The sequence below is a fragment of the Mucilaginibacter sp. AK015 genome, assembly GCF_014200785.1.
Lineage (GTDB): Bacteria > Bacteroidota > Bacteroidia > Sphingobacteriales > Sphingobacteriaceae > Mucilaginibacter.
Genome location: NZ_JACHCV010000001.1, coordinates 1,788,803 through 1,815,738, shown reverse-complemented (window position 1 = coordinate 1,815,738; position 26,936 = coordinate 1,788,803). Strand labels below are relative to the sequence as shown.

Sequence of the window (26,936 nt, the reverse complement as noted above, 5' to 3'; positions counted from 1 at the left end):
ACAATGGTTTTTTTGGCAAACTTGGCACCTGCTGCAAACCACCCAGCTATTGGTATAGCCGATGCGTAGCTTAAAGTGGCATCAACACCCTTGCCTTCAATGGTGTATAAAACCCCATTCGTTAGGTCGGCAACCTCACCAACAACAGGTATCAGGATTGATATTGGCAGTTATGGCCAACAGGCTAAAGGTTTCGGCCTGCCTGCCGCATCGGTTAACTCAAATATTTTTTGGGCCTGCTGCGGTTTGATCATGATACGCAAGTGCCTGGGTGCAACGGCGTGTTATAGGATAGAAAAAAGCTGTAGATTTGAGTATGCTTAAAGTGATTTTTAAATATTTTGAAGCCGACGGTGCAGCAACTTCCCAAATCCTAGCGTCAATTTTAACGGCGTTAATTTCATGGGTAACGTTATTCCGAGATTTTCGAGCTCGAACTACAGTTCTTAAGAAAGAAGCTAAAGTCATAGCTGTAGTTGTTGGGGTGGTAACAATTGTTTCAATCTTTAATATCATAGCATCCAACGCTTATAGTAATCAGGAAAAAAAGGACGTATCTCAAAAGTTGGGTAATTTTCAAACCAGCAACGATTCACTTGTAAAAATCAGTGCTCGTTTGGTAAATAAAAACGACTCGTTACGGTAAAAGCTTGAACACTATAACTCCGAACAGTCTAAACTTATCGTAACATCGCAAACTAAATCAGCTAATCAGCTCAGGCTTGCTGCCGATAATTTGACTAAAAGAATTGAAGGGTCCGACAGTGTTCCTGTGTTCGCATTTAGTACAGTTTCTGCAAATAGAATTGACGGCGGCCTCATAAATAATAGCGATTTACCAGTGCTTAACTTAACTATACAAACAATAAATTATGATGAATTTTTGACGTGTCGCCAAACCACTATAGGTGTACGCAGGGTCATTGAAAAATCCTGTTTTGATAATTGCTCGAATCCATTGGTTTTTGAAGATTATATTTCTCCCCATTCCATGGTTAAATTCAGCCTTCCAGGGTTTAAAGGAATAGAAAATAAGGGCAGGTACGTTGTTAATTTATTATTAAAAGGGAAAATATTTGAAGAGCAGATTTTATATGGACATAAAGATAAACTCTATTATATAGCTGTTCGAATAGTGGAGTATAGAAATAATAAAGCTGTAAGTAATAAGGTTCGAACCAATACCGCCCCTTATCATATTGACTGGGATAAAGAGTTCCCAATCCAAAACCTGGCATCTATTAGAGATATCCAATTTTAGTCTTTTAATAATATTCAATAAATTAAGTTGTAGTTATAACCAAAAAAATTACTTCGTAATGCGCATTCGCAACGGAAACGTCTTGTGTTTTAGAATCGGGAACTTAAATATTAAATCCAATTTTATATTAACATTTACCTCACTATTGACCCCGTCACGCCCTGTCATGAAATTGTTATTGCAAGCCGGGCTCCCGCCCATATATGAAAAAGGCGCCTCGAGGCGCCTTGAAAGAAACTAAACGGTTGATGCTACTTAAGGAACATGGTCTCGAGCATGGAGCTGTCGCCCTTGAGGTACTCCTGGTTAGCCCACTATAGTAAGTTATTGGTTGCGCCAGGAAGTGGGTGATCTTACGTTGATCCAAGTAAGCTTACCTTCGTCGTCGTTGTATTTCTCAAGCTTTATGTGAACGTTTTCATGTAGATGGAATAAGGGTATCGTTTTTCCTGTACAATTGCTTTCTGTTTAGCAGGGTCATCATAAGTTGAATGTTCAATCTTTCAAATCGGTAAAGCTCTTTTCCATCAGGTAACTTCCGTTGTTTTAAAACAAATGGCCTGCATATCAAATTTACCCACCTCGTGCAGTATTTTAAACCTCACCCTGCAATTATTTCTTTTTACCGCATACTAAAATAAATACAATTAAGTTTTACCTTTGTCACCTGAAAAAAATAGCATAAGTAATTGAAAGCTTTGCTAAAAAAGGTTTTAAATTTTACAAAGCAACAGGTGCAGCAGCCCAAACCAGGCTGTTAAAGCCCTTCGGGAAATGAGTTATAAGGACCAGATAGATCTTCAGAAATTACCCCGGCATATAGCCGTTATTATGGACGGTAACGGGCGGTGGGCCAAGGGCAAAGGCAAGTTAAGGGTGTTTGGCCATCATAACGGGGTGCTGTCTGTAAGAGATATTGTTGAGGGTGCCGGTGAGTTAGGCATCGAGTATTTAACGTTATACACCTTTAGCACCGAAAACTGGAGCCGGCCAAAATTTGAGGTAACCGCTATTATGGAACTCCTTATCAGTACTCTTAATAAGGAGATTGCCAAGCTGATGAAGAACAATGTACGTTTGAATGCCATTGGCGACCTGAGCATGCTGCCGGGCAAATGCCATAAGGAGTTGCAAAACGCCATCAACCAAACAGCTGATAACACCGGGCTAGTACTTACCCTTGCTTTAAGCTACAGCTCGAGGGGCGAAATTGTGAACGCCGCTAAAAATCTGGCTGCTAAAGTACAAAGCGGGGAATTGCAGCCCGCCGATATTGACGAAAAAATGTTTGAAGATAATTTATATACCGGCGGTATGCCAAACCCCGAACTGTTGATCAGGACGAGCGGCGAATACCGCATAAGTAATTATTTACTGTGGCAAATTGCCTATGCCGAGCTATACTTTACTACAAAACTTTGGCCTGATTTCAGGCGCGAAGATCTATACGAGGCTATACTCGATTTCCAGAAACGCGAGCGCCGTTTTGGGATGACAAGTGAGCAGGTAAACTAAATTTTTACTTTTAACACTTTTTAACAACTGTATAAATTATTTTTAGCCCACTAAAATATTCGGATGAATAAAGTTTTTTTTGCCCTTTTCTTCTCTATTATAAGCACCGCAGCACTGGCACAGGTTAATGGTTCAAGGCAATCTCCGTTGTCTCAATCCATATCGGCCGATAGCTTAAGCTACCTTAACCCTAAAGATTATATCATAGGCGATATTACCGTATCGGGTGCCAAATATGTTGACAAAGATATACTGCTTACCATATCTAAATTAAATAAAGGCGACAGGATCAATTTGCCGGGCGAAGCAAACGCCAACGTAATTAAGGACCTTTATAAGCAAGGCCTTTTTGACGATGTGCAGCTAAACGTTACCCGGATAAATATGGATACCATATACCTGCAAATAGCTGTTGTGGAGCGTCCGCGTTTGTCACGTTTACATATTACCGGTATCCGGAAGGGCGAAATTGAGGACGTTAACAAAAAACTGAACGATAAAACGGGCAAAATTGTAAACGAAAACCTGCTGAGCACTACCACCGCTATCATTAAAAAGCATTTTAACGAAAAGGGTTACCTGAATACAACCGTTAATATAAAGCAAACAAAAGACCCCGGCGACCCTAACAGCGTTATATTGGACGTAGCTGTAAATAAAGGATCGAAAGTTAAAATAAACAGCGTAACATTTGAGGGAAACAAAGCTTTCTCTGACGCTAAGCTTCGCAAGTTTCTTAAAAATACACGCGAGAAAAAGTTTTGGCACATATTCGGCAACAAAAAGTTTAAGCAGGATAAATACGAGGAAGACAAACAAACCCTTGTAGAAAAAATGCAGGGCAAAGGCTACCGCGATGCCGAAGTTTTAAGCGATACGGTTACCAAACACGATGAAAAATCTGTTGATGTAAAAATTAAAGTTTACGAGGGGCCTCGATATTATTTTGGTAACATCAAATTTTCAGGCAACGCCCGTTATCCTACAGAAGCTTTAACCAGGATACTGCAGATCGAAAAAGGGCAGGTATTCAGCGAAGAAGAACTGAATAAGCGTTTAACCGGCCCAACGCCAAATAACGATGACGTTTCATCGTTGTATTTAAATGATGGTTATTTAACTTTCCAGGCCGACCCAGTGCAAACACGTATCTATAACGATACCGTTGATCTGGATATCAGGATATACGAGGGCCCGCAATATACCATTAACCGCGTACTGCTTAAAGGTAACGATGTTACCAATGATAAAGTAGTAATGCGCGAAATAAGGACCAAGCCAGGGCAGAAATTTAATAAGGAATTATTGATACGCAGCGCGCGCGAAATTGGCCAGCTGGGCAATTTTGATGAGCAAAAAACCGAACCAAGGCCAACCAATATTAACCCGGCAGATGGTACGGTAGACTTGGTTTACAACGTGGTTGAAAAACCATCGGATCAGATCGAGCTTTCGGGTGGTTTTGGGGGCGGCCAGCTGGTAGGTACCCTGGGTTTAACGTTTAACAACTTTGCCCTGCGTAACATATTCAATCTTAAAGCTTACAAACCACTGCCAAAAGGCGATGGCCAAAAATTAAGTTTAAGGGGTCAATCCAGCGGGCGTACTTATCAAAACTTCTCGTTTACGTTCTCTGAACCGTGGCTGGGTGGTAAAAAACCAATTTATTTTGCTTTATCTGCTTACACGCAAGGCAGCTCAACGGGGCAATATTATCCTAAATCGAGCCCTTATTACAATAAATTGCGTATAAACGGCATCGGTGTAACTTTAGGTAAACGTTTAAACTGGCCCGATAACTATTTCCAGCTAAACTACTCGTTAAACGTAGATCACTATGACCTGGATAATTACGGCGGTTACCTTTTCCAGAACGGTACATCGTACAATATCAAATTAACCCAGGAGTTAAGCCGCAACTCTATTGATATGCCGCTTTATCCTACATCAGGTTCAAATATTAAGCTTACCATACAGGCAACGCCGCCATATTCATTATTTAACAATATCAATTATAAGGTAGCTACTCCCGAAGAAAGGTATCACTTTGTTGAGTATTATAAATGGAAATTTGACGCGCAGTGGTTCCAGCGGATAACCGGTAAACTGGTGCTGATGTCGCAGGTGCGCTTTGGTTACCTGGGCCAGTATAACAAGCTGGTAGGCCCGTCACCATTCGAGCGGTTTAAACTGGGCGGCGATGGTATGCAAAGTTACCAGTTTTTACAAGGTACCGATGTGGTAGGTTTGCGTGGTTACGAAAACTTCTCGATAGTGCCGGTAGGCTCAAACTTAAATGCCAATACAAACCAAGGTAGCGCTATTTACAATAAATATACGTTTGAGCTAAGGCACCCGGTAATTACCGGTCAGTCGGCCACTATATTCCTGCTTGGTTTTGCCGAAGGTGGTAACGTTTGGGATAATTTTAACCAGTTTAATCCGTTTAATGTTAGGCGTTCGGTTGGTGTGGGTGCAAGGATATTTTTACCGATATTTGGCTTGTTAGGCTTAGATTATGGTTATGGTTTTGATAAAATACCGGGCCAGCCCGATGCCAACAAAGGCCATTTCCATTTTACAATTTCACAGAGCTTAAGCGGAGGATTTAACTAAATTTGCATAGCAGTTTATGAAAAAGATAATATTAGTACTTTTTATTACGTTTACAGCCTGCACAGCGGCGCTGGCACAACGGTTTGCGTATGTTGATTCGGATTACATATTAAAGCACATGCCCGAGTACACATCATCACAAAAGCAGCTGGCCTCGTTATCAGAGTCATGGCAAAAGGATGTTGACGGCCGTTTCCAGGAGATTGACCGTTTGTATAAAGCGTACCAGGCCGATCAGGTTTTAATGACCCCCGAAATGCGTAAACGCCGCGAAGCGGAAATAGTGGATAAAGAGAAGCAGGCCAAGGACTACCAGCGCCAGATATTTGGTCCGGATGGCGAGCTTTCTAAAAAAAGCAATGCCCTAATTAAACCAATACAGGATAGAGTGTCTAAAGCTGTACAGGCTGTTGCCGAAAGCGAAAACCTGGACATGATATTTGACAAAAACAGCGAAGTTATAATGCTGTACGCAAATCCGCGTTATAACAAAAGCGATGCGGTAATAACCCGCTTGGGGTTGAAGCCGGGTGTATTTGCCAAATAAAAATTTTATATTTAAAAAATCAGAACTATTATTAAACACAGAAGAACAGAAATGAAAAAACTATTTAAAGTTGCTTTAGTTGCAGCAGGAATGTTATTTGCAGGCAACTTTGCCCAGGCGCAGTCAAAAATTGGTCACATCAATTTTTCGCAATTGATTGACATGATGCCTGAGACCAAAACAGTAAAATCTCAGCTTGAAATTTATCAAAAACAATTCATTGACCAGTTAACCGCAATGAATAACGAATACCAAACCAAAGGCCAGGCCTACCAAACCGGCAGGGATAAAATGACCGATGCGGCACGCGGCGCTGCAGAAACCGAGTTACAGGATCTGGCTAAGCGTTTACAGGATTACCAACAGTCTTCACAGCAAAAGGTTGAGACCAAACGCGGTGAGTTAGGTAAACCACTTATCGACAAAGCGCGCGGGGCGGTTGAAGCCGTTGCGAAGGAAAAAGGTTACTCGTATGTATTAGATACCACCAGCGAATATTTAGTGGTATCGCCGGCTGCCGATGACCTGATGGCTGCAGTAAAGCTTAAATTAGGATTGAAATAATCTGAAAATTAAATTATTTATAAAGCGCCTCCATTACGGGGCGCTTTTTTATTTTTGAGATATGTTAACAGGGAGCCCTATCGGCGTATTTGATTCGGGTATTGGTGGCTTAACCGTGTTCCGTTCAATTGTAGAGCGGTTGCCGGCTTATGATTATTTATACCTGGGTGATAATGGAAGGGCGCCGTATGGTAACCGGTCTTTCAATACCATACATCAATACACCTGGGAATGCGTACAGTGGATGTTTAAGCAAGGTTGCCCGCTGGTAATATTGGCCTGCAACACAGCATCGGCAAAAGCGTTGCGTACTATACAGCGGCAGGATATGCCCCGCAGCCATGCTGATAAGCGTGTGCTTGGTGTTATCCGGCCCACTGCCGAAGTAATCGGCACTTATACCCAAACAAAAAAAATCGGCGTACTGGGTACCAAGGGGACCGTACAGTCAGGATCATACCTGTTAGAGATAGCGCGTTTTTTCCCTCATCTTGAAGTCTTTCAGCAGGCATGCCCGCTTTGGGTACCTTTGATAGAGAATGGCGAGTACAATAAGCCCGGTGCCGACTACTACGTGCAGTTATACCTCGATCAGCTGATGCAGCAATCAGCCGGTATAGATACCATTTTGCTGGCGTGTACCCATTACCCCCTTTTGCAGGATAAGATAAAGGCCCACCTGCCGGCCAATATAAAGGTGGTGGCCCAGGGCGATATTGTGGCCGCGAGTTTAACAGATTACCTGCACCGCCATCCTGAAATGGAACAACGGCTCAGCAAAACCGGCGACCGCCGTTTTTACACCACAATGGATGACACGCCGGAATTTAACAGCCACGCTTCGCAGTTTTTCGGCAGCGAAATTATAAGCAGTTTTGTTGATGTAAGAGAAGGGTGTTGATCGGGTAGCACAGGCATTGCCTCAGCACACCCTTTCACAGAACAGGACGCAGCCGCGATTTTTCTTTGGTTACTTTCTTTTGAGAGAAAAGAAAGTAACATCCACTAACGGCTCAATAACTCACTGCCATCCCTCACGAAGCGCTGTTAAAGTGTTGTGCTTTGAATGAACGTTAGCCCGCTCATTGCCGCGGATGGCTACTTCTTTTGCCTTGATACAAAAGAAGCAAAAGATCAAGTCAGAGTGATGCTTCCGCCCGCCCTGCCGGTTCTTAACGCTTTTTTTCTCGATTGTTCGCTGCGCTCCAATCCATCGAAAAAAGCTAAACCGTCATTCCCGCCAGCACCCGGCCCGCTCACTCTGACAGGAAGCCCAACGCTCTTGAAGGTCGAAACTGACGAACGGAACGTTAGCCAAAAATGCGGCATTGGCCTGTTCGGATAGCACAACAACTGATAAAGCACATCCTTTCACAGAACAGGGCGCAGCCGCGACTTTTCTTTGGTTACTTTCTTTTGAGAGAAAAGAAAGTAACATCCACTGACGGCTCATACAGCACACTACCTGTCCTCACGAAGGCAAACGCGGGGATTGCTTCACCACAATACTTCTTACACCTTGCCCTTAATAACCGTGCAAGTCATACCAGTTCAGGTGCCCGGCCCCTATTGTAAAAAACAACTACCAAACCAGTCAACTATCCCCATCATTTATTAAGTTTGCACCCAAAGCAAGCGCCCTTGAATTTTTACCTCACATATTTTATTGTAGCAGCAGGATTATTTGCTTTTGTGGGGTTATTCACCATGTTTGGCGTATACGCCGAACGTAAGGTGAGCGCGTTTATACAACATCGCCTGGGGCCTACCGAAACCGGCAAATATGGTACCCTCCAGGTGTTGGCCGATATGATAAAAATGGTGCAAAAGGAAATGATCATTCCGGCGGCGGCTGATAAGATATTGTTCCTGGCGGCACCCGTTATCATATTTATAGGCGTTTACCTCGGTTTTGCGGCCTTGCCGTGGGCGCCCGGATTGGTGCCCGCGAATATTAATATAGGTCTGTATTATGTCTTCGCGATCATCTCGATCGAAACTCTTGGTATACTCATGGCCGGTTGGGGGTCAAACAACAAATATTCAATATTGGGCGCTATGCGTTCGGCGGCTCAGATCATTTCTTACGAGATACCTGCCGGCTTCGCGCTGATATCCGTAATAATGATAGCGCAGACATTAAACTTGCAGGATATCGCTGTTAAGCAGGGTGTACTATCCGCCGATAAAGCAAAGTTCTTTGGCTTTTGGGATGTATCCCAAATAGGGGGCATACTTTCATGGAATGTTTTCCAGGCGCCGCATTTACTGGTGGCCTTCGCCATATATTTTATCGCATCGCTGGCCGAAAGTAACCGCGCGCCATTTGATATCCCCGAGGCGGAATCGGAGTTGGTGGCCGGCTTCCATACCGAATTTACAGGGTTACAGTTCGCCCTGGTGTTCCTGGCCGAATATTCCATGATGTTCCTGGTATCGATGGTTGGCGTTATCTTATTTTTAGGTGCATGGAACACGCCCTTACCAAACATAGGTTCGGTAACTTTGGCAATATGGACCACCGGCACCTTATGGGGCATTTTTTGGATGCTGGTGAAAACGCTGCTGCTGGTAGGCGTGCAAATGTGGATCAGGTGGACACTTCCACGTTTACGGGTAGACCAGCTGATGAACCTTTGCTGGAAGGTATTGACCCCGCTTGCGTTTGTATGTATGCTGATATCGGGTGTATGGCGGCTGTGGGTAATGTAAAGGTTGATTTCGGATTTCGGATTTTCGATTTCGGATTTTTAATTATTTAGTATTTAAGTTTAGGATTTGATAAAGAGAGCAATAAACGGTTTTACAACGGCATGGAAGGGGCTATCCCTTACCGTAAAGGCTTTGTTTGCCTCAAATGCGAAACGTAACGTTACGCCTATTACCAACGATAACTATTTTCATCAGCAAAATAACACCAATACCATACAGTACCCTAAACAGGAGCTGCCGGTGCCCGAAGTTGGCCGCTACCAGTTGGATGTAGAGATTGACGATTGCATAGTGTGCGACCTGTGCGCCAAGATTTGCCCGGTAAACTGCATCGATATTGAGTCGATAAAGTCGACTGAAGGCAGCATCGGTGAAACATCCGACGGGTCGAAAAAACTATTGTACGCCGCTAAGTTTGATATTGATATGGCCAAATGTATGTATTGCGGCCTATGCACCATTGTGTGCCCCACCGAATGCATCATCATGACCAACCAGTATGACCGGACCGTGTTTGACCTGGGAAACCTCACTTACGAATTTTCGGATATGTCGCCTGAGGAGGCGGCTGAAAAGCGCATGCTTCTTGAAAAACAAACCGCCGAAAAACAGGCAGCAAAACTGGCCGCCATGAAGGCAAAGGAGGGCGGGGCATGAGTTTAGTACAAATACTGTTTTATACAATGGCCTTTATAACACTGGGCTCGGCGCTGGTAGTTGCCGCCGGCAAAAACCTGGTGCGCAGTATATTTATGTTTTTTGTAACGCTGTTTGGTTTGGCCGGCTTATATGTGCTGGCCCTGGCCGATTTTGTGGCTGTTACCCAGATAGTAATATACGTTGGGGGTATCTTGGTACTGATATTATTCGCTTTTATGCTTTCAGGCAGGGAAGCGCTGGTCGCCGCAGAAAAACATCCGGGCAACTTCATCAGCCTGAAAAATATACCTGCGTTATTTTTGGCGTCCTTGTTTTTGATAGTGATGCTAAACGTAATATTTAAAGCCGATGTAAATAACCTGCCCTGGGTAAAAGCTGCCGTAGCCAGCAAAAATGTAGTGCCCGTTAATGGTAGCGGTATTAATAACATCGGCGTAAATTTAATGACACGCTATTTGCTGCCTTTTGAGGTAGTATCTATATTGTTGATGATAGCCCTTGTGGGTGCAGCCCACCTGTCGCGAAAGGAGGCTGCCGAAGCATGATCAACCTAAGCGATTTTATGATAGTGAGCGTGGTGCTGTTTTGCACGGGCCTGTTCATTATCGTATCAAAAAAAAACACCATACAAATTTTGATAGGGATTGAACTGATGCTGAATGCCGCCATTTTAAACCTGGTGGCTTTTGGCAAATATGACCGTACAAACAATGGCGGACAAATGTTCGCGCTGTTTGCAATTGTGCTGGCCGCCGCTACAACAGCGGTAGCGCTGGCTATTATACTAAATGTATACCGGCGGTACAAAACCATCGATCCCGACAGGATAAACCAGTTAAAAGATCAATGAAAAAGCTCCTTTTAATACTGCTTATACTGCTTTCTGTTGGTGCGTTTGCCCAACATAAAAAGCGTGCGAAAAAGAAGGTTAGGCGTACTGCTAAGCGTTCGGTACGGCATAAGGCCATTGAAAAGACGGAACCTGACTTTCAATATGTGGCTATGGGGCCCGATAAAAGAATTGTATTTACCGACCCGCCCGAAGAACTGGAAAAACCTTTTGTGCTGATAAACGACACCGTTTACAACGGCAGGCTGCAAGACCTGAATGTAGACGATATTATTGATGTGTCGGTGATAAAGCGTAAAGGCGCCAGGATAATGTATGGGCCTAAAGCCGCTGCGGGCGCTATCATCATTAAAACAAAGCAGCAATTGCCGGCAAATGCAGGTAATAACGTTTTGCCCTCGCCTAAGCCGCCAACGGTAAAAAAATCTTTCTTGTTTAACGAGGAAGTTACCTATGGAAATGTTGAGGACCTTGACCCTAAAAAGATATTGAGTATTGATACGCTGATAGAGCCGAAATTTACAGGATCTAAAGACAATGACACCACCATAAGCGTAACCACTAAAGTCTACGGCAAAAAGCTCTACCAATGGAAATTCGGCACCCTGTCAAAAGCCTACAAAACCTATATCAGGAGCCGCAGGGGAAATGACAACGGTGTACTTTATATCTTGGGCGATGGCACAACCCTGACTGGCGGTAAAGAAGAAGACCTGATCAAATTACTAAATGTGTATAACGCGGGTGTTAAATCGGTAAGTTTTACTCCGCCGGGCGGTAAACGCAAAAACCGTACGCCTGCCAAAGTAACCATTGAATTAAACCAACCGGAAAATTGAAGCCAACCCTGCCATATAACGATGCGCAAACCGTAACCCTTGCAATTATTACAGTGGTGTTGCCTTTTGCTGCTTTTGTGGTAAACTTTTTACTATTAGGTAAAAGCAAGGCTTCGGGCTGGGTATCCACGGTGGCCATACTGGCAAGCACGGTACTGGCCGGTAGCGTGTTTTTTAATGTTTGGAATAACCATACCATCCATGCCCAACAGGTTTGGTTTACCATTGGCGCTACTAAGGTACAGGCGGGTATATTGCTCAATAACCTTTCGGTGTTGATGCTGTTGCTGGTATCGGTTATCGCGTTGCCGGTGCATATTTACTCTACCGCTTACATGAAGGATGACGATGGATACAGCCGTTACTTCCGTTATTTAAGTCTGTTTTGTTTTAGCATGCTGGCGTTGGTAGTGGTTGATAACCTGATACTGCTCTATGCCTTTTGGGAACTGGTAGGTTTCTCCTCATATCTGCTCATTGGTTTTTGGTTTACCCGCCAGAGTGCCATCATCGCCAATAAAAAAGCCTTTATCATGAACAGGATAGGGGATATCGGTTTGCTTACAGCGATCATTATCCTTTACACCCAGTTCAATACATTTGACATTGAAACGCTGTTTGGCAACAAGGGATTGATCTCCTTATCCAATATTACCAATGGCGAATGGACGTCTGCCATCGGCAGCATCCCGGCCCTGTGGCAATACATAGCCTTCGGTGGGGTTTTCCTGGCTGTTGCAGCTAAATCAGCGCAGTTCCCCTTACACACCTGGCTGCCCGACGCCATGGAAGGCCCTACATCGGTATCGGCGCTTATCCACGCAGCAACCATGGTGGCGGCAGGCGTATTTTTGTTAGGCCGGTTCTACCCCATGTTTAACGGAACTGAACTAACCATACTGGCTATTGTTGGCTGCTTTACCGCTTTCATGGCGGCAACTATCGCTCTTACGCAAAACGACCTGAAGCGCATCCTGGCGTATTCTACCATATCGCAATTAGGCTTTATGGTGATGGCAATGGGTGTTGGGGCTTATTCTTCATCGCTGTTCCACTTGGCAACGCATGCCTTTTTCAAATGCCTGCTGTTCCTTGTCGCGGGTGTTGTTATCCACCAGGTAAAACATATTAAGGACGATAACAACCTCGATATCGATCCGCAAAATATCCTGCACATGGGCGGCCTCCGCAAAAAACTGCCCCTAACCTTTATCGCTGCCTTGATTGGCGGGCTGGCGCTTGTTGGTTTACCGCTTACATCGGGCTACCTGTCAAAAGATGGTATCCTGATACAGGCATTTGATTGGAGCGACAATAGATCTGGTATCCTGAAATTAGTGCCTTACACGGCGCTATTCACCAGTTGGCTAACCGCGTTTTACGTGGCGAGGCTTATTGTAAAAGTTTTCTTCGGAGAGTTCCGTCTGCAAAAAATGAATCCGCATATCCATATCCACATGGGCGATGGCAACTGGCAATACAAACTGCCGTTGATATTTTTAGCTATTTGCTGCTTATTCCCGGTGTTTTCATACAGCCCGGTTTTTTATGAAGACGCCTGGCTGTACAAAGGGTTTTTGCAGGCAAACTTTTTAGCCCGCGAAAACATGTACCACTACATAATCCCTGTACTGGTAAATATTTTAAGCGTAGTGGTAATTTATGCGGCTTATGCTATTTATGTAAAACGCAATACCTGGTCGTTCCCGCAAACGGGGCTGCTGTTCCGCATCTCGTTCAACGAGTGGTATATAGATGTATTTTATAACCGTGTTATCGTTCGCTTTGTGATGTGGCTCAGCAAGGCTTCGTACTGGTTCGACCGGAAAGTGGTGGATGGATTGGTTGCTCTGCTGGAAAAAGCAGGTATCGCCCTTGCCGCTATCGCCGCCTGGCTCGACAGATATATAGTTGATGGCATATTGCACCTGATTGCCGATATTGTACACGCCATTGGTGGGTTTGCGCGCCGGTTTCAAAGCGGCAAAATCCAATATTATTTATACAGCATGTTGTTAGTGCTTATCACCGTATTTATATTAAAACTGATCTGGACCTGATGAATATATTAACCCTGCTCATTTTTACACCCATTTTATTTGGCCTGGTAATTTTGCTGCTGCCATCATCGCTGCGAGCCAGTTTCAAATATATTACGCTGTTTGCAACCGTCCTGCAGCTGTGCTTCAGCATATATGTTTATATGCACTTTCAAACCGGGGCAGCGCATGCAGGCATAAGTGCTGAGGGCCAGTTTCAGTTTGTGCAAAAGCTGCCGTGGATAAGCCTTAACCTGGGCAGTATAGGCAAAATGCAGATAGAATATTTTGTGGGGATTGACGGTATATCGGTTACGTTATTGGTAATGACATCGCTGGTGATGGTGATAGCTGCCATAGCATCCTGGGAAATAAAAAGTAATTTAAAAGGGTTCTTTGCGCTGTTTCTGTTGTTAGATATGGCTGTCATAGGTGTGTTCTGCGCGTTGGATTTCTTCCTTTTTTATACCTTTTACGAGCTGATGCTGCTGCCATTATACTTCCTGATAGGGATGTGGGGCGGTGCAAGGCGCGAATACGCGGCAATCAAGTTTTTCCTCTACACGCTGTTCGGCTCTGTATTTATGCTGTTGGTAATGGTGGGTTTATACCTGTCGGTTACCGATCCGGCCACGGGTAATCATACCTTTAACATCATCCATATGATGAACCCGGCTAACTATATCGAAGGTTCGGTGTTCTCGGTGTTAAGTCACGCTACCATATTGGGGATGCCCGCGCGTACGGTTGGCTTTGTGGTACTGTTTATTGCCTTCGCTATTAAGGTGCCTGTGGTACCGCTGCATACCTGGCTGCCCGATGCCCACGTAGAGGCGCCTACCCCTGTATCAATTATCCTTGCGGGTATATTGTTAAAAATAGGGGGGTACGGTATCATACGTATTTGTATTGGTATCTTCCCTGATGTTGCCTTTACAGGGGCCTTTTGGCTTGGGCTGCTTGGAGTTATCTCTATTTTATACGGCGCTTTCAACGCCCTTGCACAACGCGACCTGAAACGTATGATAGCTTATTCCTCGGTATCGCACATGGGGTTTGTATTATTGGGCATTGCCTCTAACACTGCCGAGGGCATCAGCGGCGCGGTGCTGCAAATGGTTAGTCACGGCTTTTTATCAACCATGCTGTTCTTCCTGGTGGGCGTTATATACAACCGCGTGCACGACAGGGATATCTACAATTTCCGTGGATTGGGCACCCTGATGCCGCGTTATACGGTTTATATCATGATAGCGTTTTTCGCATCGCTGGGTTTACCGGGCTTTTCTGCTTTTGTAGCCGAAGCCTTTTCGCTGGCGGGTGCCTTCAAATCACATTCGGTTAACGGCCTGCTGCCTTACTGGATGGCGGTTTGCGGCTCGGTGGGTATTTTGTTGAGCGCGGCCTATTTCCTGTGGACACTGCAGCGGATGTTCTTTGGCAGTGTATCGTTAAAGGGCGGCGATAGCTGGAAGGCTGCATTAACCGATATCAACTTCCGCGAAACAGCAACTTTATTACCGCTGGCACTTATGGCCCTGGCTCTTGGTATTATGCCATCGCTGGTGCTCGGTAAAATAAACGATTCGGTATTGGCACTGGTTGCTTACACTCAAAACGTTTTACGTTAACCATAATAAATGAAGGATCTGTTACCCGATATTACCACCCAGTTAAATGATGTATTACGCGGCCTGCGCTTTTTTGTGCCCGAGCTGTATTTAACAGCATTGTTTATTGTGGTGCTGGTAACAGATCTTTTGTTCGGTAAAAGGTCGGCAGTGTTATGCCGTATAATAGCGATCGGCGGTATGGCGCTGGTGTGTGTGCAGGTGATTAGTCAGAACGTAAGCCTCCAGGCAAACGAAACCGCGCGGTTTTTTGGCGATATGCTGTTGCTGCACCATCCTGGCATTATATTTAAGCTGATCATTGATGCGCTGGCCCTCATATTACTGCTGTTTTTTGCCTGGGACGATAAGCTTAAGCAGCATAAAAAGGGCTTGTCAGACCTGTACAGCATTGTAATAGGTTCTGTACTGGGCCTGCATTTAATGGTAATGGCTGTGAACCTGCTGTCAGTCTACCTAGCTATCGAAATGGTCTCTATAGCCTCGTACCTGCTTGCAGCGTACTATACGGGTAACGCCAAAAGTACCGAGGCCGGTTTAAAATACGTGCTTTTTGGGGCGGCAGCGTCTGCGGTAATGTTGTATGGCATTTCGCTGCTTTATGCTTTCAGTGGTTCGCTGGATATCTTTTCGCGCGAGATGCAGCAGGGTCTGATACAAACCAACCATTTAAGTGTGTCGTTTGCCTTGGTGCTATTATTACTTGGTATAGGTTTTAAGCTATCGCTTGTCCCCGCGCACTTTTACGTGCCAGATGTTTATGAAGGCGCCGCTACACCGGTTACCGCTTACCTTTCTACCTTACCTAAAATAGCCGCCTTTGCATTACTGGTGAATTTCGTCACACCGTTCATCAGTTCCAGCGGAATGTACATCAATTGGACCGGACTTAATTTTAGGACTGTGCTGGCGGCCATTGGTATGGTCACCATGGTAACGGGTAATTTTGCTGCGGTTTGGCAAAACGGTGTTAAACGTATGCTCGCGTATTCGGGAATTGGGCATACCGGGTTTGCGTTAATGGCAGTAATAACCTTTAGCGGCGAGGGCCTTACCGCCTTAAGCTATTACCTGTTGGCTTACAGTTTGGCCAACATTGCTGCCCTTATGCTGGCCAATTACTTTGAAAATAACGAAGGCATCACCAATATGAGCGATTATAAAGGCCTGGGCTTTAAATATCCGCTGGCCTCGGTTTGCTTTGTTATCGTATTGATATCTTTAACGGGGATACCTGTTAGCGCAGGCTTTATAGGTAAAGTGTATATATTCTCGGCTGTGTATGATATTTATCAGCAAGCGCACGATGTATGGTTGATGGCCTTGCTAATTACCGGAGCAGTAACAACTGTGGTTGGTTTATTTTACTATATCAAAATACCGCTCAACTTATTCTTAAAAACAGCCGAGATCGACAAAAAAAAATCTTCATATTCTATCAACCTACTGGTAATTTCTTCAATAATTGCAATTTTGTTAATAATATTAGGCATATTCCCTGATTTGTTGATTAAATTATTATAATATATTCAATTTTTATAAAATTTTCGGATAAAAAATTTATAAATTAAACCCGTTTAAACTAAATGGTTTTAATTTGATATGAAACGCTACGTTCCCTTTTTTGTAATTCTGGTTATTTTAACATTAACATTCGTTTTCCCTTCTGTTGAGTACGATAAAACGGTAAAAACTAACTTTAATACAGGTGATATTGCATGGATGCTGATGTCAACCGCCCTTGTTTTGATAATGACACCCGGACTTGCCTTTTTTTACGGTGGAATGGTGAATAAAAAGAACGTTATCTCTACAATGTTGCAAAGTATTGTTTGTATGGTGATCATTACGGTGCTTTGGGGGATATTTGGCTTTAGTTTAGCCTTCGGCGATAGCATAGGAGGGGTAATAGGTAATCCGTCTACCTATTTTATGATGAAGGGCATGCTGGGCAACGCCAGCTGGAAGTTAGCGCCTACCATCCCGTTATTGCTGTTTGCTATGTACCAGTTAAAGTTTGCCATTATTACCCCCGCGCTGATAACCGGCGCTTTTGCAGAGCGTATCCGGTTCAACTCATACATTATATTTTTGGTACTGTTTTCCATATTCATTTTTTCGCCGCTTGCCCATGCAACCTGGCACCCCGATGGCATATTATCCAAATTAGGCGTGCTGGATTTTGCAGGTGGTACGGTAGTACACATGTCGGCCGGATGGGCGGCGCTGGCATCGGCCTTATTTTTAAAGCGACGTAACGAGGCTAACCACGCCCCGGCGCGAATTACTTATGTAATGATAGGCACTGGTTTATTATGGTTTGGCTGGTTTGGTTTTAATGCGGGTTCGGCGTTTGGCGCTAACCACCTGGCGGTAACGGCGCTGGCCACCAGCACAACCGCATCTGCAGCAGCGGGCGTTACCTGGATATTTTTTGATATGCTTCGGGGCCGTAAGCCATCGGCTATGGGTACCTGTATCGGCGCGGTGGTTGGGTTGGTTGCCATAACACCGGCAGCAGGTTTTGTAAGTGTGCCGCACTCATTGGCCATAGGTATTATATCGGCAGTGGTTAGTAACCTGGTGGTTGAGTGGCGCACACGTACCTCCATTGATGATACCTTAGATGTATTTCCGTGCCACGGTGTGGGCGGTATGGTGGGAATGCTGCTAACCGGTGTTTTTGCCAGTCAAAATGTTAACCCCAACAATACAACCGGCGAAGGCCTGTTTTTCGGTCACACGCATTTGTTCCTGGTACAGTTACTGGCACTGGTGGCTACATCCTTATTCTCGTTTTTTGGGTCGGTATTGCTGCTCAAGATCACCGATATGATATCGCCGTTACGGGTATCAAAAGAAGAAGAAGAATTAGGGTTAGATATCAGCCAGCATGGGGAAAAACTATAGATGACAAAGTAATCAATAAACCGGGCTGCGTCCTGTTGCAGTAAAATAAGGTGTAAAGGGTAATATAATACCGGTTTTTCGTGGTGCAATTTATTTTATATTTGAATAACATAAACCCGCATCATGAAACGTATTTTAACCTGTATCGTTTTTTCCATCAGCATATCGGGAAGGAAACTTACCGGGTTTATAACTATAAAGATGCTAAGAAGTATGTGGTTGATTTTAAATTTATCGACAGGGGCAGCCCCGTGCCTCTAAAAGCTACACTAGCGGTAACCCCCTTTGCCGACCCAATTGAGCTATTTGTCAAAGGCAATACTTCCAGGTTTTCGGTTATAAACGATTCTATAAAGATCAGGGGGAATGTAGCTGATATCCGGGTCAGCGATTCAATCTACAAAAAAAACATCAGCGGCTTCACGTTTCCCGTAACAGGCTATTCGCCTGCCACTGTACAACAGGTCTTGCTGCAATACTGGAACAACAAAAAGCAGCCAGCAAGCATCAATACTCTGCCCTTTGGAGCGTTACAGATCAAAAACACAGGAGTCGATCAACTCATGATAAACGGGAAACCGATTACCTTTAAACGCTATACGATCAGCGGGTTGATATGGGGCAACGAACTGGTGTGGACGGATACCGCCGGCAAGTTGGTTTGCATCCTTACTATAGACGCCGAGGGTGATAAAACCGAAATGATGCGCGAGCAGTATGAGCCACTGTTGCCCGAACTTATAAAACGCGCAGCAGGATATGGTATGGAGGCTTTTGCCAAGGCAGCGCCTTCCAATAACACACCGGCAGGAACGATAGCGATTAAGGGTGGGAATATAATTGATGTAGAAAGCGGGCATGCTATTCCTAATGGCGTTCTAATGATAATTAATGGTAAGATCGTCAGTATCAACAGATCTGCCGCTGCGCCAATACCTAAAGGCGCACAGGTTATTAATGCAGCGGGCAAAACTATTATGCCAGGTTTATGGGATATGCATGCTCACTTTGAACAAACCGAGTGGGGGCCGGCCTACCTGGCTGCGGGCGTAACTACTGTACGCGATTGTGGTAACGAACTTGGCTTTATTGATGCTATACAACAAGCTATAGATAGCGGCAAAGGTATTGGCCCTAAGATATTGATGGCCGGTATTATTGATGGCAAGGGCCCTATGGCTTTGGGTATCATCCAGGCAGATACAAAAGAGGAGGCTATAAAGGCGGTAGATGTTTACAAGGCAAAAGGTTTTGCGCAGATAAAAATTTACAGCTCAACCAAGCCTGCTATTGTGAAGGCGATATGCGACGAAGCGCACAAACAAGGGCTAACGGTTACCGGGCATATCCCTAATGGTATGACCCTGATGGCTGGCGTTGATTCGGGTATGAACATGGTGAACCACGTACAATATGTGTACAGCACTATGAAAAAGAACAAAGACCGCTCGGTGAATTTTGACGATAGTGTAAGCATAGCGGCAATTAAATTTATAAAAGACCATAACACCGTTATTGACCCAACCGTTGGCGTTTATGAACTGGCGTACCGCAATGTTAAGGATGATATAAATAAGCTGGAGCCTGCGTTTAATACCCTGCCCTTGCCGCTGCAAACCCAGTTCAGGACATACGGCGAAGACTCGGCTACGGTTGCAAGGATCGCGCCTATGCTTAAAAGCATGAAGATGATAGTGAAAAAACTTTACGAGGCCGGTGTACCGATAGTAGCAGGTACCGATATGGGGTTCCCGGGATTTAGTGTTGACCGCGAGTTGGAACTGTATGTAGAGGCAGGTTTAACTCCCGCACAAGCGCTTAAAACCGGTACTATTACCCCGGCAACAGTGATGGGGCTGGATAAGCGAACAGGATCAGTAACAGTGGGCAAAAATGCCGATATTGTTATTGTAGACGGCAATCCATTAATCAACATCAGCAGTGTACGTTACGTTAAGGTGGTAATAAAAGGGGGTAAAGTTTATGATCCGGGTGCCTTACATAAGATGGTTGGATTTAGGAAATAAGGTATGAAGGACGAAATTATAACGTTGTACAGGCCTGTCGGGCCAACTGAACTTCAATTAATAAAAGACTCAGGCTGGAAAAGATTTCCGAAAAGGCTAATAGAGCAGCCTATTTTTTACCCGGTGATGAATGAAGAATATGCAATACAAATTGCGCGCGATTGGAATGTACCGGCATCGGGCTCGGGCTTCGTAACAAGGTTTGATCTGCCGGTTACTTATATCAAAAAATTTAAAGTGCAAAATGTTGGCGGCGCAATTCACGACGAACTTTGGGTGCCTGCAGAAGAACTGGAAGAATTTAACGATAACATTGTTGGCGTTATAACAGTAACACAGTCGTTTTACCCATAAGAGACCCGAAATTACTTATCTATACAATTCCGGCTTAAATCTTTTTGCTAGATAACCGGTAGCTTTTTCAGTATCAATATCCGCTACAATAACGCCTGCCTCGCCGTAGGCCTGATAGGCAGCGCATGCGCCATCGGGGGCTATAATAGCACTGGTCGATTCCTGGTATTTCATCGTATAACCCACGCTTGCAAAGTAAATAGTGTTTTCTAAGGCGCGCATCATCATAGCTTTTTCGTAATAGGGGCTGCCGCTATCACACCATTTAGTTATTTGATTGCCTTTTATATCGCTGCCGGTAAGGTGCGGGTGAAAAACTACCTGCGCGCCTTCGCGTGCGGCCCAGCGAACCGATTCGGGATAACGGAAACCTTCATGGCAAATGGTGATACCAAACTTTAAGCCGCCCACTTCAAACAGCGTTCGTTCCGTGCCGGGTGTCCAAACCGCGTCTTCAGATGGGTCCAACTGGTTTTTTGTTTGATAGCCTAATACTTTGCCTTCGGCGGATATTACCTGCGCAACGTTTAAAAATTTGTCGCCATAGTACCAATCCATCGGCATAATGATAGCTATTGCATTTGCAGCGGCTATTTCGCAAACCTTTTTGAGCGCTTCCTGTAGTTCATCGGGCGAAGCTTTTGGCACTTCAACATCTGCCAGGGGGTAACCCGGCATAAATGTTTCGGGGAAGCAAATTATTGCCGCGCCTTGCTGTGCCGCGTCCTTTACCAACTTTTCGGTAACGGCTAATCCATCAGTTATTGATGTTGGGAACGGGGGAGAGGCAAGTGCTATTTTCATGCACGTAAATTTAACAGTTAGCCAGACTTGTCGCTACATTATATCACAAACTTTTAAGGTATTTTATAGTCTCGGGGATTTGCGCGGCGTGGTCCGGGCTTTCGTCTTCAATAAAATAATGTTTAACGCCTACTTTTTTTGCCGCTTTTATCACTTCAGGTACGTTTATCTGGCCTGTTCCGAGAGATACATCGTTTTTAATATCGGTGCCGCCGGTCAGGTCGTTAGCTATACCCTTGCGGATATCTTTCAGGTGCACCAGCTTCCAGCGGGTTGGGTATTTCAGCAGCAGCGCGGCCGGGTCAGCACCGCCATGAAACGCCCAAAGCATATCCAGTTCAAAAGATACATATTTTGGATTGGTGTTTTTGGCGATATAATCAAACAAGGTGCCGTCTTCATACTTTCCAAATTCGTAGCCATGATTATGGTAGCATAAGGTGATGCCGTTTTCCTGTAACACTTTACCGCCGGCGTTAAAGTCTGCAACGGCTTTCTTGGCGTCATCAATAGTAAAAGTATCGCCATGCGGTATCCAGGCTACCATTACGTACTTAGATCCGAATATTTTGGCGAGCCTGACAGCTTCCTGCGGGTTGGTAGCGATGATATTATAATCAAGCCCTATGGAGGGCATACTGATGCCGCGCTCGTCAAGCATCTTCTTAAACTCCCCGGGACTGATATTTTTAGGGTTTGGGCCTTCCATTTCGGTAATGCCCAAAGCTTTAACGGTATCAAGTGTGGCAGCGACGCCATTAGGGAAACTGGCGCGGTAAGTGTATGCCTGAACACCCATCGGCATGTCAAACAGCGGCTTTGCCTTTTGCGATGAACAGGAAACGGTGACTAAGGCGTAAAGCGTAGCTACGCCAAAAAATAATTTTTTCATAATGTAGATAATTGATCTGTTCAAATTTAAGGTTTCTGCAATAGTGTCAAAATTTGAGATGCCTGGGCATTATAAAATGTTAAAATTGTATCAGGTACGCGCTGATTTTCCACATCGCAAAAAATACTAACTAATGACAATATGTTTAAACACAATATAAGATAAAATTTTACCTTTGCATGCTCATTACCAATCATGAGCGATCAGATTAAACATGAATGCGGTGTGGCATTTATCCGCTTACTAAAGCCACTCTCTTACTATCAGAAAAAGTACGGCACTGCGCTGTACGGTTTAAACAAGCTTTACCTTTTAATGGAAAAACAGCACAATCGCGGGCAAGACGGCGCGGGTGTTGCCACTATTAAACTGGATATCGAGCCTGGCAAACGGTACATTAGCAGGCATCGGTCAATGGCGTCGAACGCTGTGGCCGACATCTTTGAGTATATTCAGAAAAAATTTGCTGAGATACAAAAGGAAACGCCTGAAAAAATGGCTGACACCGAATGGCTCAAAGAACATGTAAGCTTTACCGGCGAAGTGTTATTGGGCCATTTGCGTTATGGTACACACGGCAAAAACAGCATAGAAAACTGCCACCCCTTTCTTCGCCAAAACAACTGGATGACCCGAAACCTCGTTATTGCCGGTAACTTCAACATGACAAATGTTGATGAACTGTTGCAGCAACTTTACGACCTGGGGCAGCATCCCAAAGAAAAGGCCGACACCGTTACCGTGCTTGAGAAGATCGGACACTTCCTTGATACTGAAAATCAGGGATTGTTTGACCAGTACAAACGCGAGGGTGTGAACGACAACATGGAGATCAGTAAAATGATAGCCAACGACCTTGACGTAGCCAAGATACTTACCAAATCGGCCAAGAACTGGGACGGCGGCTACACCATTGCCGGTATAATGGGCCACGGCGACGCATTTGTAATGCGCGACCCGGTTGGCATACGCCCTGCGTTTTATTATTATAATGATGAGATAGTGGTTGCCGCGTCTGAGCGCCCCGCTATTCAAACCGCGTTCAATATCCCTATTGAGGATATTCGCGAGATAAAGCCCGGCCACGCCCTTATTGTAAAAAAGAACGGTACGATAACCGAGAGCATGTTTAGCGAACCGTTGGAAAAAAAATCATGCTCATTCGAACGGATATATTTTTCGCGCGGCAGCGATGCTTCTATTTATAAAGAGCGTAAACAATTAGGCAGGCTGCTTTGCCCGCAGATATTGGATTCGGTAAATAACGATGTTAAAAATACCGTATTTTCCTATATACCAAATACCGCCGAAGTTGCTTTTTACGGGATGGTAGAGGGGGTGCACAAGTACATAAAGCAATACCAGCGCGACAGGCTGCTGAACCGCGAGGATAAGATAAGCGAAGAAGAACTTTCTGAAGTTTTGGCGCTTGCCCCGAGGGTTGAAAAGATAGCCATAAAAGATGTTAAGCTGCGCACCTTTATTACCCAGGATGCCGACCGCAGCGAAATGGTTGCCCACGTTTATGACACCACTTACGGCCTTATTAATAAAGACGCCGATACCCTGGTGGTGTTAGATGATTCGATAGTGCGTGGTACTACTTTGAAACAAAGTATATTAAAAATACTTGACCGCCTTGGACCAAAAAAGGTTGTGGTGGTATCATCTGCCCCGCAGATCCGTTACCCGGATTGCTACGGTATCGACATGTCGCGCATGGGGGAGTTTGTGGCTTTTGAGGCCGCGATAAGCCTGCTGAAAGAACAAGGTAAAGAAAACGTTATTGTTGAAGTTTACCAAAAATGTAAGGACAGCTCAAAATTGGCTAAAGAGGAAGTAGAGAACTACGTAAAGGCTATCTACGCGCCATTTACCGATCAGGAAATATCTGACCGTATTGCTAAGATCATCACGCCTCCAAATATCAAGGCCAAGGTAGAGGTGCTTTATCAAACGCTTGATAACCTGCATGTAGCATGCCCCGACCATACCGGCGACTGGTACTTTAGCGGCAATTACCCAACACCGGGTGGTAACAAGGTGGTAAACCGCGCCTTTGTTAACTGGATGGAAGGCAATAACCAAAGGGCGTATATGTAATTTGGTGAGTAGAGAATAGAGATTGGAGGGCAGTTCCGATCTAATCAATATAAAGAGCGATGGAAAACCCATCGCTCTTTTTTCTTTGCCAGATGCTTTTCGTAGAGACGCGATATTTCGCGTCTTTTGCTCCGGAATGGTTGCTCAACTAACCGCCGGTGCCGAAAATATGAAATGGGTAACCAACCTGTCTATCAATACCAGCGAGGCGATGATCAACGCTATGCCTGCAACCTCATTTAAGCGGTGTATAAATTTCGGAGATATTTTTTCGCGAAGTTTGTTTGCGTAGAAGGCTTTTACTGTATCAAGCCCGAATTGGATAATCAATATGGTAAGAAACATTACCGCTATTTTAGCGGTACGGTGGTGCACACCCGCATGAAACTGCGTACTGGCCACACCGATAACCACCGTCCAGTGCAGCAGCACGGTAGGGTTGAAAATGCACATCACAAAGCCTTTAAAAAAGTAACCTGCGTGGTTTATTTTTTTTGGAATAGTGTTTTTGTAATCAACATCGGCCTTTTTAAAGATGTAATAAATGCCGATAGTGAATAAGATGACACTACCGATAATGCCTGCAATGGTTTTATCATGAGCGGAAACCTCAAAATATTGCGAACCGTAAAGTATGGCGCCAACAAACACCATATCGCTCATTACCACACCAAGGGCAAGCGATATGCCGGCATGAAAGCCTTTTTCTATACTGGTTTTTATTAAAGCAAAAAAGACCGGGCCTGTTATAAACGTGAGCACTAATCCAAATCCAATTCCCGAAATAATGGCTTCTATCATTATATAGGCTTATATGTCCTGCGTAAATCATACAGGTAAAAAATCAGGACACTAATATGCAACTTTTATCTGTTAAACAACAAAAACTTAATGTTGTGATTTATATTTTGAAAAAATTATAGCCATAATTATAAAATTTGATTTATGTTTAGTGCTTCAAACACACCAATAGTATAATCTTAATTAAACGATGGAAAAAACACACTCGAAGAGTAATGGATCGGCGTTGTATACGCTGGTAACAGTATTTTTCTTTTGGGGCTTTTTAGCAGCTTCGAACGGAATATTCATACCTTTTTGTAAAGCGCATTTTAGCTTAACACAATTCGAATCGCAATTGATCGATTTTACTTTTTACGGTGGCTATTTCATCGGCTCGTTGATACTTTATTTTGCGTCTTCGGCAACCAAGGTAGATATCCTGAACAAGATAGGGTACAAAAACGGTATCATTTATGGGTTGTTGATCTCGGCCGTTGGCGCATTGATCATGATCCCGGCAATTAATTCGGGCTCATTCGCCTTCATATTGTTCACTTTCTTTGTAATTGCTTTGGGTTTCTCTTTACAGCAAACTGCGGCCAACCCGTTTGTAGTTGCCTTAGGCAGTGCCGAAACCGGTACCCACCGTTTAAACTTTGCGGGCGGTGTAAATAACTTCGGTAGTATTTTAGGCCCAATTATCGTCGGCTTTGTGCTGTTTGGATCGGCTACAGCTAAAATCCCCGCTGCGGATGTTAAAATATCATCAGTAAATAATCTTTATTATATACTTGCGGGGCTATTTATTGCAGTAGCTATATTCTTTTGGGTATCAAAGTTACCAAGTGTAACCAGCGACGAAAAAATTGAGTCAAGCAGTAAAGCTAACAGGCCATTGGGAATTATATTTATCGCTTTCTTGCTGATATTGGCCGCGCAGCCGCTTACAGATGCTACCGGCATTACAAAATCGTACTTTGTGTATGCCTCGCTGGCCATCATCCTCATAACCCTGTTTACTACCGTATCTGTGAGCAGCAAGCACAAAGAGGGTTGGGGCGCTATGCAATACCCACAGTTAATATTAGGTATGCTTGCCATATTTACCTATGTAGGCGTTGAAGTTACCATCCAGAGTAATATGGGTGCCTTACTGGAAACCCCCGCGTTTGGTAACTACACGCCGGATACTATTGCACCGTTCATATCGCTTTATTGGGGTAGCTTGATGATTGGCCGATGGACAGGCGCTATTGCTGCTTTTCAGCTTACAAAAACCGTTAAGTTTGTTCTTACTGTAATTGTTCCGTTTATAGCGTTTGCAGTGGTTATGATCGTTAATCATATTGGCGGTACAGATGTAACCACCTTATTACCTTATGCGGGTTGTGTTGCTGTATTGGTAATAGGTTTCCTTATTGGCAACCAAAAGCCGGTACGCACATTGGCCCTGTTTGGCATACTGGGCGCTATATTTATGATAACAGGTTTACTAACAACTGGCATGGTAGCCATCTTTGCATTTATCAGCGGTGGCTTGTGCTGCTCTATCATGTGGCCATCCATCTTCTCGTTGTCAGTTACCGGCCTGGGTAAATACACCAGCCAGGGCTCTGCATTTTTAATTATGATGATCCTGGGCGGTTCTATAATTCCGCCGGTACAAGGTATCCTTGCCGATACCAGCGGTATTCACCAATCGTACATTATCCCTGTTATAGGCTTTGCCTACCTTGCCTTCTTTGCATGGAAGGCCGGATCTGAGTTAAAGAAACAAGGTATTGATGTAGATAATATGGAAGCATCCGGAGGACACTAATATTAGTGAT

General features: G+C 44.4%; 25 protein-coding genes. 22 read left to right on the top strand and 3 right to left on the bottom strand.

Going from position 1 to position 26,936, the window contains the following annotated elements:
• Positions 1-99 precede the first annotated feature (99 nt).
• From HDC91_RS08075 to HDC91_RS07980, 20 genes are all read left to right on the top strand, one after another.
• On the top strand, positions 100-324 hold the full coding sequence (locus HDC91_RS08075; protein WP_183550298.1) for a hypothetical protein: 225 nt from the start codon (positions 100-102) through the stop codon (positions 322-324).
• On the top strand, positions 317-646 hold the full coding sequence (locus tag HDC91_RS08070) for a hypothetical protein (RefSeq protein WP_183550296.1): 330 nt from the start codon (positions 317-319) through the stop codon (positions 644-646). Before HDC91_RS08075 ends, HDC91_RS08070 begins: the two co-directional genes overlap by 8 nt.
• Positions 647-736: 90 nt before the next feature.
• Positions 737-1,261, top strand: a complete 525-nt coding sequence (locus HDC91_RS08065) for a hypothetical protein (protein ID WP_183550293.1) — start codon at positions 737-739, stop codon at positions 1,259-1,261.
• Positions 1,262-2,035: 774 nt separating this feature from the next.
• On the top strand, positions 2,036-2,776 hold the full coding sequence (locus HDC91_RS08060; RefSeq protein WP_183550290.1) for an isoprenyl transferase: 741 nt from the start codon (positions 2,036-2,038) through the stop codon (positions 2,774-2,776).
• A 63-nt stretch (positions 2,777-2,839) separates the two neighbouring features.
• Complete coding sequence (bamA, locus tag HDC91_RS08055) at positions 2,840-5,392, top strand: outer membrane protein assembly factor BamA (protein WP_162431361.1); 2,553 nt, start codon at positions 2,840-2,842, stop codon at positions 5,390-5,392.
• 16 nt (positions 5,393-5,408) lie between these two features.
• Positions 5,409-5,939: an OmpH family outer membrane protein gene (locus HDC91_RS08050; protein WP_162431362.1), complete on the top strand. Its 531-nt coding sequence runs from the start codon at positions 5,409-5,411 to the stop codon at positions 5,937-5,939.
• Positions 5,940-5,990: 51 nt separating this feature from the next.
• Entirely contained in the window at positions 5,991-6,503 is a 513-nt protein-coding gene (locus HDC91_RS08045) for an OmpH family outer membrane protein (RefSeq protein WP_162431363.1), read from the top strand.
• Positions 6,504-6,564: 61 nt separating this feature from the next.
• The gene (gene murI / locus HDC91_RS08040) at positions 6,565-7,404 is read left to right on the top strand and encodes a glutamate racemase (RefSeq protein WP_183550287.1); all 840 of its coding nucleotides are present in this window, start codon (positions 6,565-6,567) and stop codon (positions 7,402-7,404) included.
• A 165-nt stretch (positions 7,405-7,569) separates the two neighbouring features.
• Positions 7,570-7,848: a hypothetical protein gene (locus HDC91_RS08035; protein WP_183550284.1), complete on the top strand. Its 279-nt coding sequence runs from the start codon at positions 7,570-7,572 to the stop codon at positions 7,846-7,848.
• A gap of 296 nt (positions 7,849-8,144) precedes the next feature.
• Positions 8,145-9,215: an NADH-quinone oxidoreductase subunit NuoH gene (nuoH, locus tag HDC91_RS08030; protein ID WP_183550281.1), complete on the top strand. Its 1,071-nt coding sequence runs from the start codon at positions 8,145-8,147 to the stop codon at positions 9,213-9,215.
• Positions 9,216-9,281: 66 nt separating this feature from the next.
• Positions 9,282-9,872, top strand: a complete 591-nt coding sequence (locus tag HDC91_RS08025; protein WP_183550278.1) for a 4Fe-4S dicluster domain-containing protein — start codon at positions 9,282-9,284, stop codon at positions 9,870-9,872.
• Between the two features lie 26 nt (positions 9,873-9,898).
• Entirely contained in the window at positions 9,899-10,420 is a 522-nt protein-coding gene (locus tag HDC91_RS08020) for an NADH-quinone oxidoreductase subunit J (RefSeq protein ID WP_255476673.1), read from the top strand.
• Complete coding sequence (nuoK, locus tag HDC91_RS08015; RefSeq protein WP_162431368.1) at positions 10,417-10,725, top strand: NADH-quinone oxidoreductase subunit NuoK; 309 nt, start codon at positions 10,417-10,419, stop codon at positions 10,723-10,725. The genes HDC91_RS08020 and nuoK overlap by 4 nt, the downstream gene beginning before the upstream one ends.
• Positions 10,722-11,564: a hypothetical protein gene (locus tag HDC91_RS08010; protein ID WP_183550272.1), complete on the top strand. Its 843-nt coding sequence runs from the start codon at positions 10,722-10,724 to the stop codon at positions 11,562-11,564. The genes nuoK and HDC91_RS08010 overlap by 4 nt, the downstream gene beginning before the upstream one ends.
• Complete coding sequence (locus HDC91_RS08005) at positions 11,561-13,624, top strand: NADH-quinone oxidoreductase subunit L (RefSeq protein ID WP_255476672.1); 2,064 nt, start codon at positions 11,561-11,563, stop codon at positions 13,622-13,624. Before HDC91_RS08010 ends, HDC91_RS08005 begins: the two co-directional genes overlap by 4 nt.
• The gene (locus tag HDC91_RS08000; protein ID WP_183550269.1) at positions 13,624-15,234 is read left to right on the top strand and encodes a NuoM family protein; all 1,611 of its coding nucleotides are present in this window, start codon (positions 13,624-13,626) and stop codon (positions 15,232-15,234) included. Before HDC91_RS08005 ends, HDC91_RS08000 begins: the two co-directional genes overlap by 1 nt.
• Positions 15,235-15,243: 9 nt before the next feature.
• Positions 15,244-16,758 (top strand): NADH-quinone oxidoreductase subunit N, encoded by a 1,515-nt coding sequence (locus tag HDC91_RS07995; RefSeq protein ID WP_183550266.1) that lies wholly within the window; start codon positions 15,244-15,246, stop codon positions 16,756-16,758.
• 78 nt (positions 16,759-16,836) lie between these two features.
• Entirely contained in the window at positions 16,837-18,144 is a 1,308-nt protein-coding gene (locus HDC91_RS07990) for an ammonium transporter (protein ID WP_162431372.1), read from the top strand.
• Positions 18,145-18,245: 101 nt separating this feature from the next.
• Positions 18,246-20,171, top strand: a complete 1,926-nt coding sequence (locus tag HDC91_RS07985; protein WP_183550263.1) for an amidohydrolase family protein — start codon at positions 18,246-18,248, stop codon at positions 20,169-20,171.
• Positions 20,172-20,174: 3 nt separating this feature from the next.
• Positions 20,175-20,525, top strand: a complete 351-nt coding sequence (locus HDC91_RS07980; RefSeq protein WP_183550248.1) for a hypothetical protein — start codon at positions 20,175-20,177, stop codon at positions 20,523-20,525.
• Positions 20,526-20,540: 15 nt separating this feature from the next.
• Here HDC91_RS07980 and HDC91_RS07975 read toward each other — a convergent pair whose 3' ends face one another.
• Complete coding sequence (locus tag HDC91_RS07975; protein ID WP_183550246.1) at positions 20,541-21,329, bottom strand: carbon-nitrogen hydrolase family protein; 789 nt, start codon at positions 21,327-21,329, stop codon at positions 20,541-20,543.
• A gap of 43 nt (positions 21,330-21,372) precedes the next feature.
• Entirely contained in the window at positions 21,373-22,221 is an 849-nt protein-coding gene (locus tag HDC91_RS07970; RefSeq protein ID WP_183550244.1) for a sugar phosphate isomerase/epimerase, read from the bottom strand.
• Between the two features lie 195 nt (positions 22,222-22,416).
• On the opposite strand from HDC91_RS07970, the gene HDC91_RS07965 reads away from it, so the two are divergent.
• The gene (locus HDC91_RS07965) at positions 22,417-24,324 is read left to right on the top strand and encodes a class II glutamine amidotransferase (protein WP_183550241.1); all 1,908 of its coding nucleotides are present in this window, start codon (positions 22,417-22,419) and stop codon (positions 24,322-24,324) included.
• A 144-nt stretch (positions 24,325-24,468) separates the two neighbouring features.
• Here the strand turns inward: HDC91_RS07965 and HDC91_RS07960 are convergent, their stop codons facing one another.
• Positions 24,469-25,125 carry a LysE family translocator gene (locus HDC91_RS07960; protein ID WP_183550238.1) on the bottom strand — a complete coding sequence of 219 codons (657 nt, stop codon included), beginning with the start codon at positions 25,123-25,125 and terminating at the stop codon, positions 24,469-24,471.
• Positions 25,126-25,315: 190 nt separating this feature from the next.
• Between HDC91_RS07960 and HDC91_RS07955 the strand changes: the two genes are divergently transcribed.
• Positions 25,316-26,926: an MFS transporter gene (locus HDC91_RS07955; RefSeq protein ID WP_183550234.1), complete on the top strand. Its 1,611-nt coding sequence runs from the start codon at positions 25,316-25,318 to the stop codon at positions 26,924-26,926.
• Positions 26,927-26,936: the final 10 nt, after the last annotated feature.

What these genes read in the sequence shown, in the direction of transcription:
- HDC91_RS08075 (WP_183550298.1), top strand. Translation starts at nt 100, where the DNA reads ATGGTGTATAAAACCCCATTCGTTAGGTCGGCAACCTCACCAACAACA.
- HDC91_RS08070 (WP_183550296.1), top strand. Translation starts at nt 317, where the DNA reads ATGCTTAAAGTGATTTTTAAATATTTTGAAGCCGACGGTGCAGCAACT.
- HDC91_RS08060 (WP_183550290.1), top strand. Translation starts at nt 2,036, where the DNA reads ATGAGTTATAAGGACCAGATAGATCTTCAGAAATTACCCCGGCATATA.
- bamA (WP_162431361.1), top strand. Translation starts at nt 2,840, where the DNA reads ATGAATAAAGTTTTTTTTGCCCTTTTCTTCTCTATTATAAGCACCGCA.
- HDC91_RS08050 (WP_162431362.1), top strand. Translation starts at nt 5,409, where the DNA reads ATGAAAAAGATAATATTAGTACTTTTTATTACGTTTACAGCCTGCACA.
- HDC91_RS08045 (WP_162431363.1), top strand. Translation starts at nt 5,991, where the DNA reads ATGAAAAAACTATTTAAAGTTGCTTTAGTTGCAGCAGGAATGTTATTT.
- murI (WP_183550287.1), top strand. Translation starts at nt 6,565, where the DNA reads ATGTTAACAGGGAGCCCTATCGGCGTATTTGATTCGGGTATTGGTGGC.
- HDC91_RS08035 (WP_183550284.1), top strand. Translation starts at nt 7,570, where the DNA reads ATGAACGTTAGCCCGCTCATTGCCGCGGATGGCTACTTCTTTTGCCTT.
- HDC91_RS08020 (WP_255476673.1), top strand. Translation starts at nt 9,899, where the DNA reads ATGGCCTTTATAACACTGGGCTCGGCGCTGGTAGTTGCCGCCGGCAAA.
- nuoK (WP_162431368.1), top strand. Translation starts at nt 10,417, where the DNA reads ATGATCAACCTAAGCGATTTTATGATAGTGAGCGTGGTGCTGTTTTGC.
- HDC91_RS08010 (WP_183550272.1), top strand. Translation starts at nt 10,722, where the DNA reads ATGAAAAAGCTCCTTTTAATACTGCTTATACTGCTTTCTGTTGGTGCG.
- HDC91_RS08000 (WP_183550269.1), top strand. Translation starts at nt 13,624, where the DNA reads ATGAATATATTAACCCTGCTCATTTTTACACCCATTTTATTTGGCCTG.
- HDC91_RS07995 (WP_183550266.1), top strand. Translation starts at nt 15,244, where the DNA reads ATGAAGGATCTGTTACCCGATATTACCACCCAGTTAAATGATGTATTA.
- HDC91_RS07990 (WP_162431372.1), top strand. Translation starts at nt 16,837, where the DNA reads ATGAAACGCTACGTTCCCTTTTTTGTAATTCTGGTTATTTTAACATTA.
- HDC91_RS07980 (WP_183550248.1), top strand. Translation starts at nt 20,175, where the DNA reads ATGAAGGACGAAATTATAACGTTGTACAGGCCTGTCGGGCCAACTGAA.
- HDC91_RS07975 (WP_183550246.1), bottom strand. Translation starts at nt 21,329, where the DNA reads ATGAAAATAGCACTTGCCTCTCCCCCGTTCCCAACATCAATAACTGAT.
- HDC91_RS07970 (WP_183550244.1), bottom strand. Translation starts at nt 22,221, where the DNA reads ATGAAAAAATTATTTTTTGGCGTAGCTACGCTTTACGCCTTAGTCACC.
- HDC91_RS07965 (WP_183550241.1), top strand. Translation starts at nt 22,417, where the DNA reads ATGAGCGATCAGATTAAACATGAATGCGGTGTGGCATTTATCCGCTTA.
- HDC91_RS07960 (WP_183550238.1), bottom strand. Translation starts at nt 25,125, where the DNA reads ATGATAGAAGCCATTATTTCGGGAATTGGATTTGGATTAGTGCTCACG.
- HDC91_RS07955 (WP_183550234.1), top strand. Translation starts at nt 25,316, where the DNA reads ATGGAAAAAACACACTCGAAGAGTAATGGATCGGCGTTGTATACGCTG.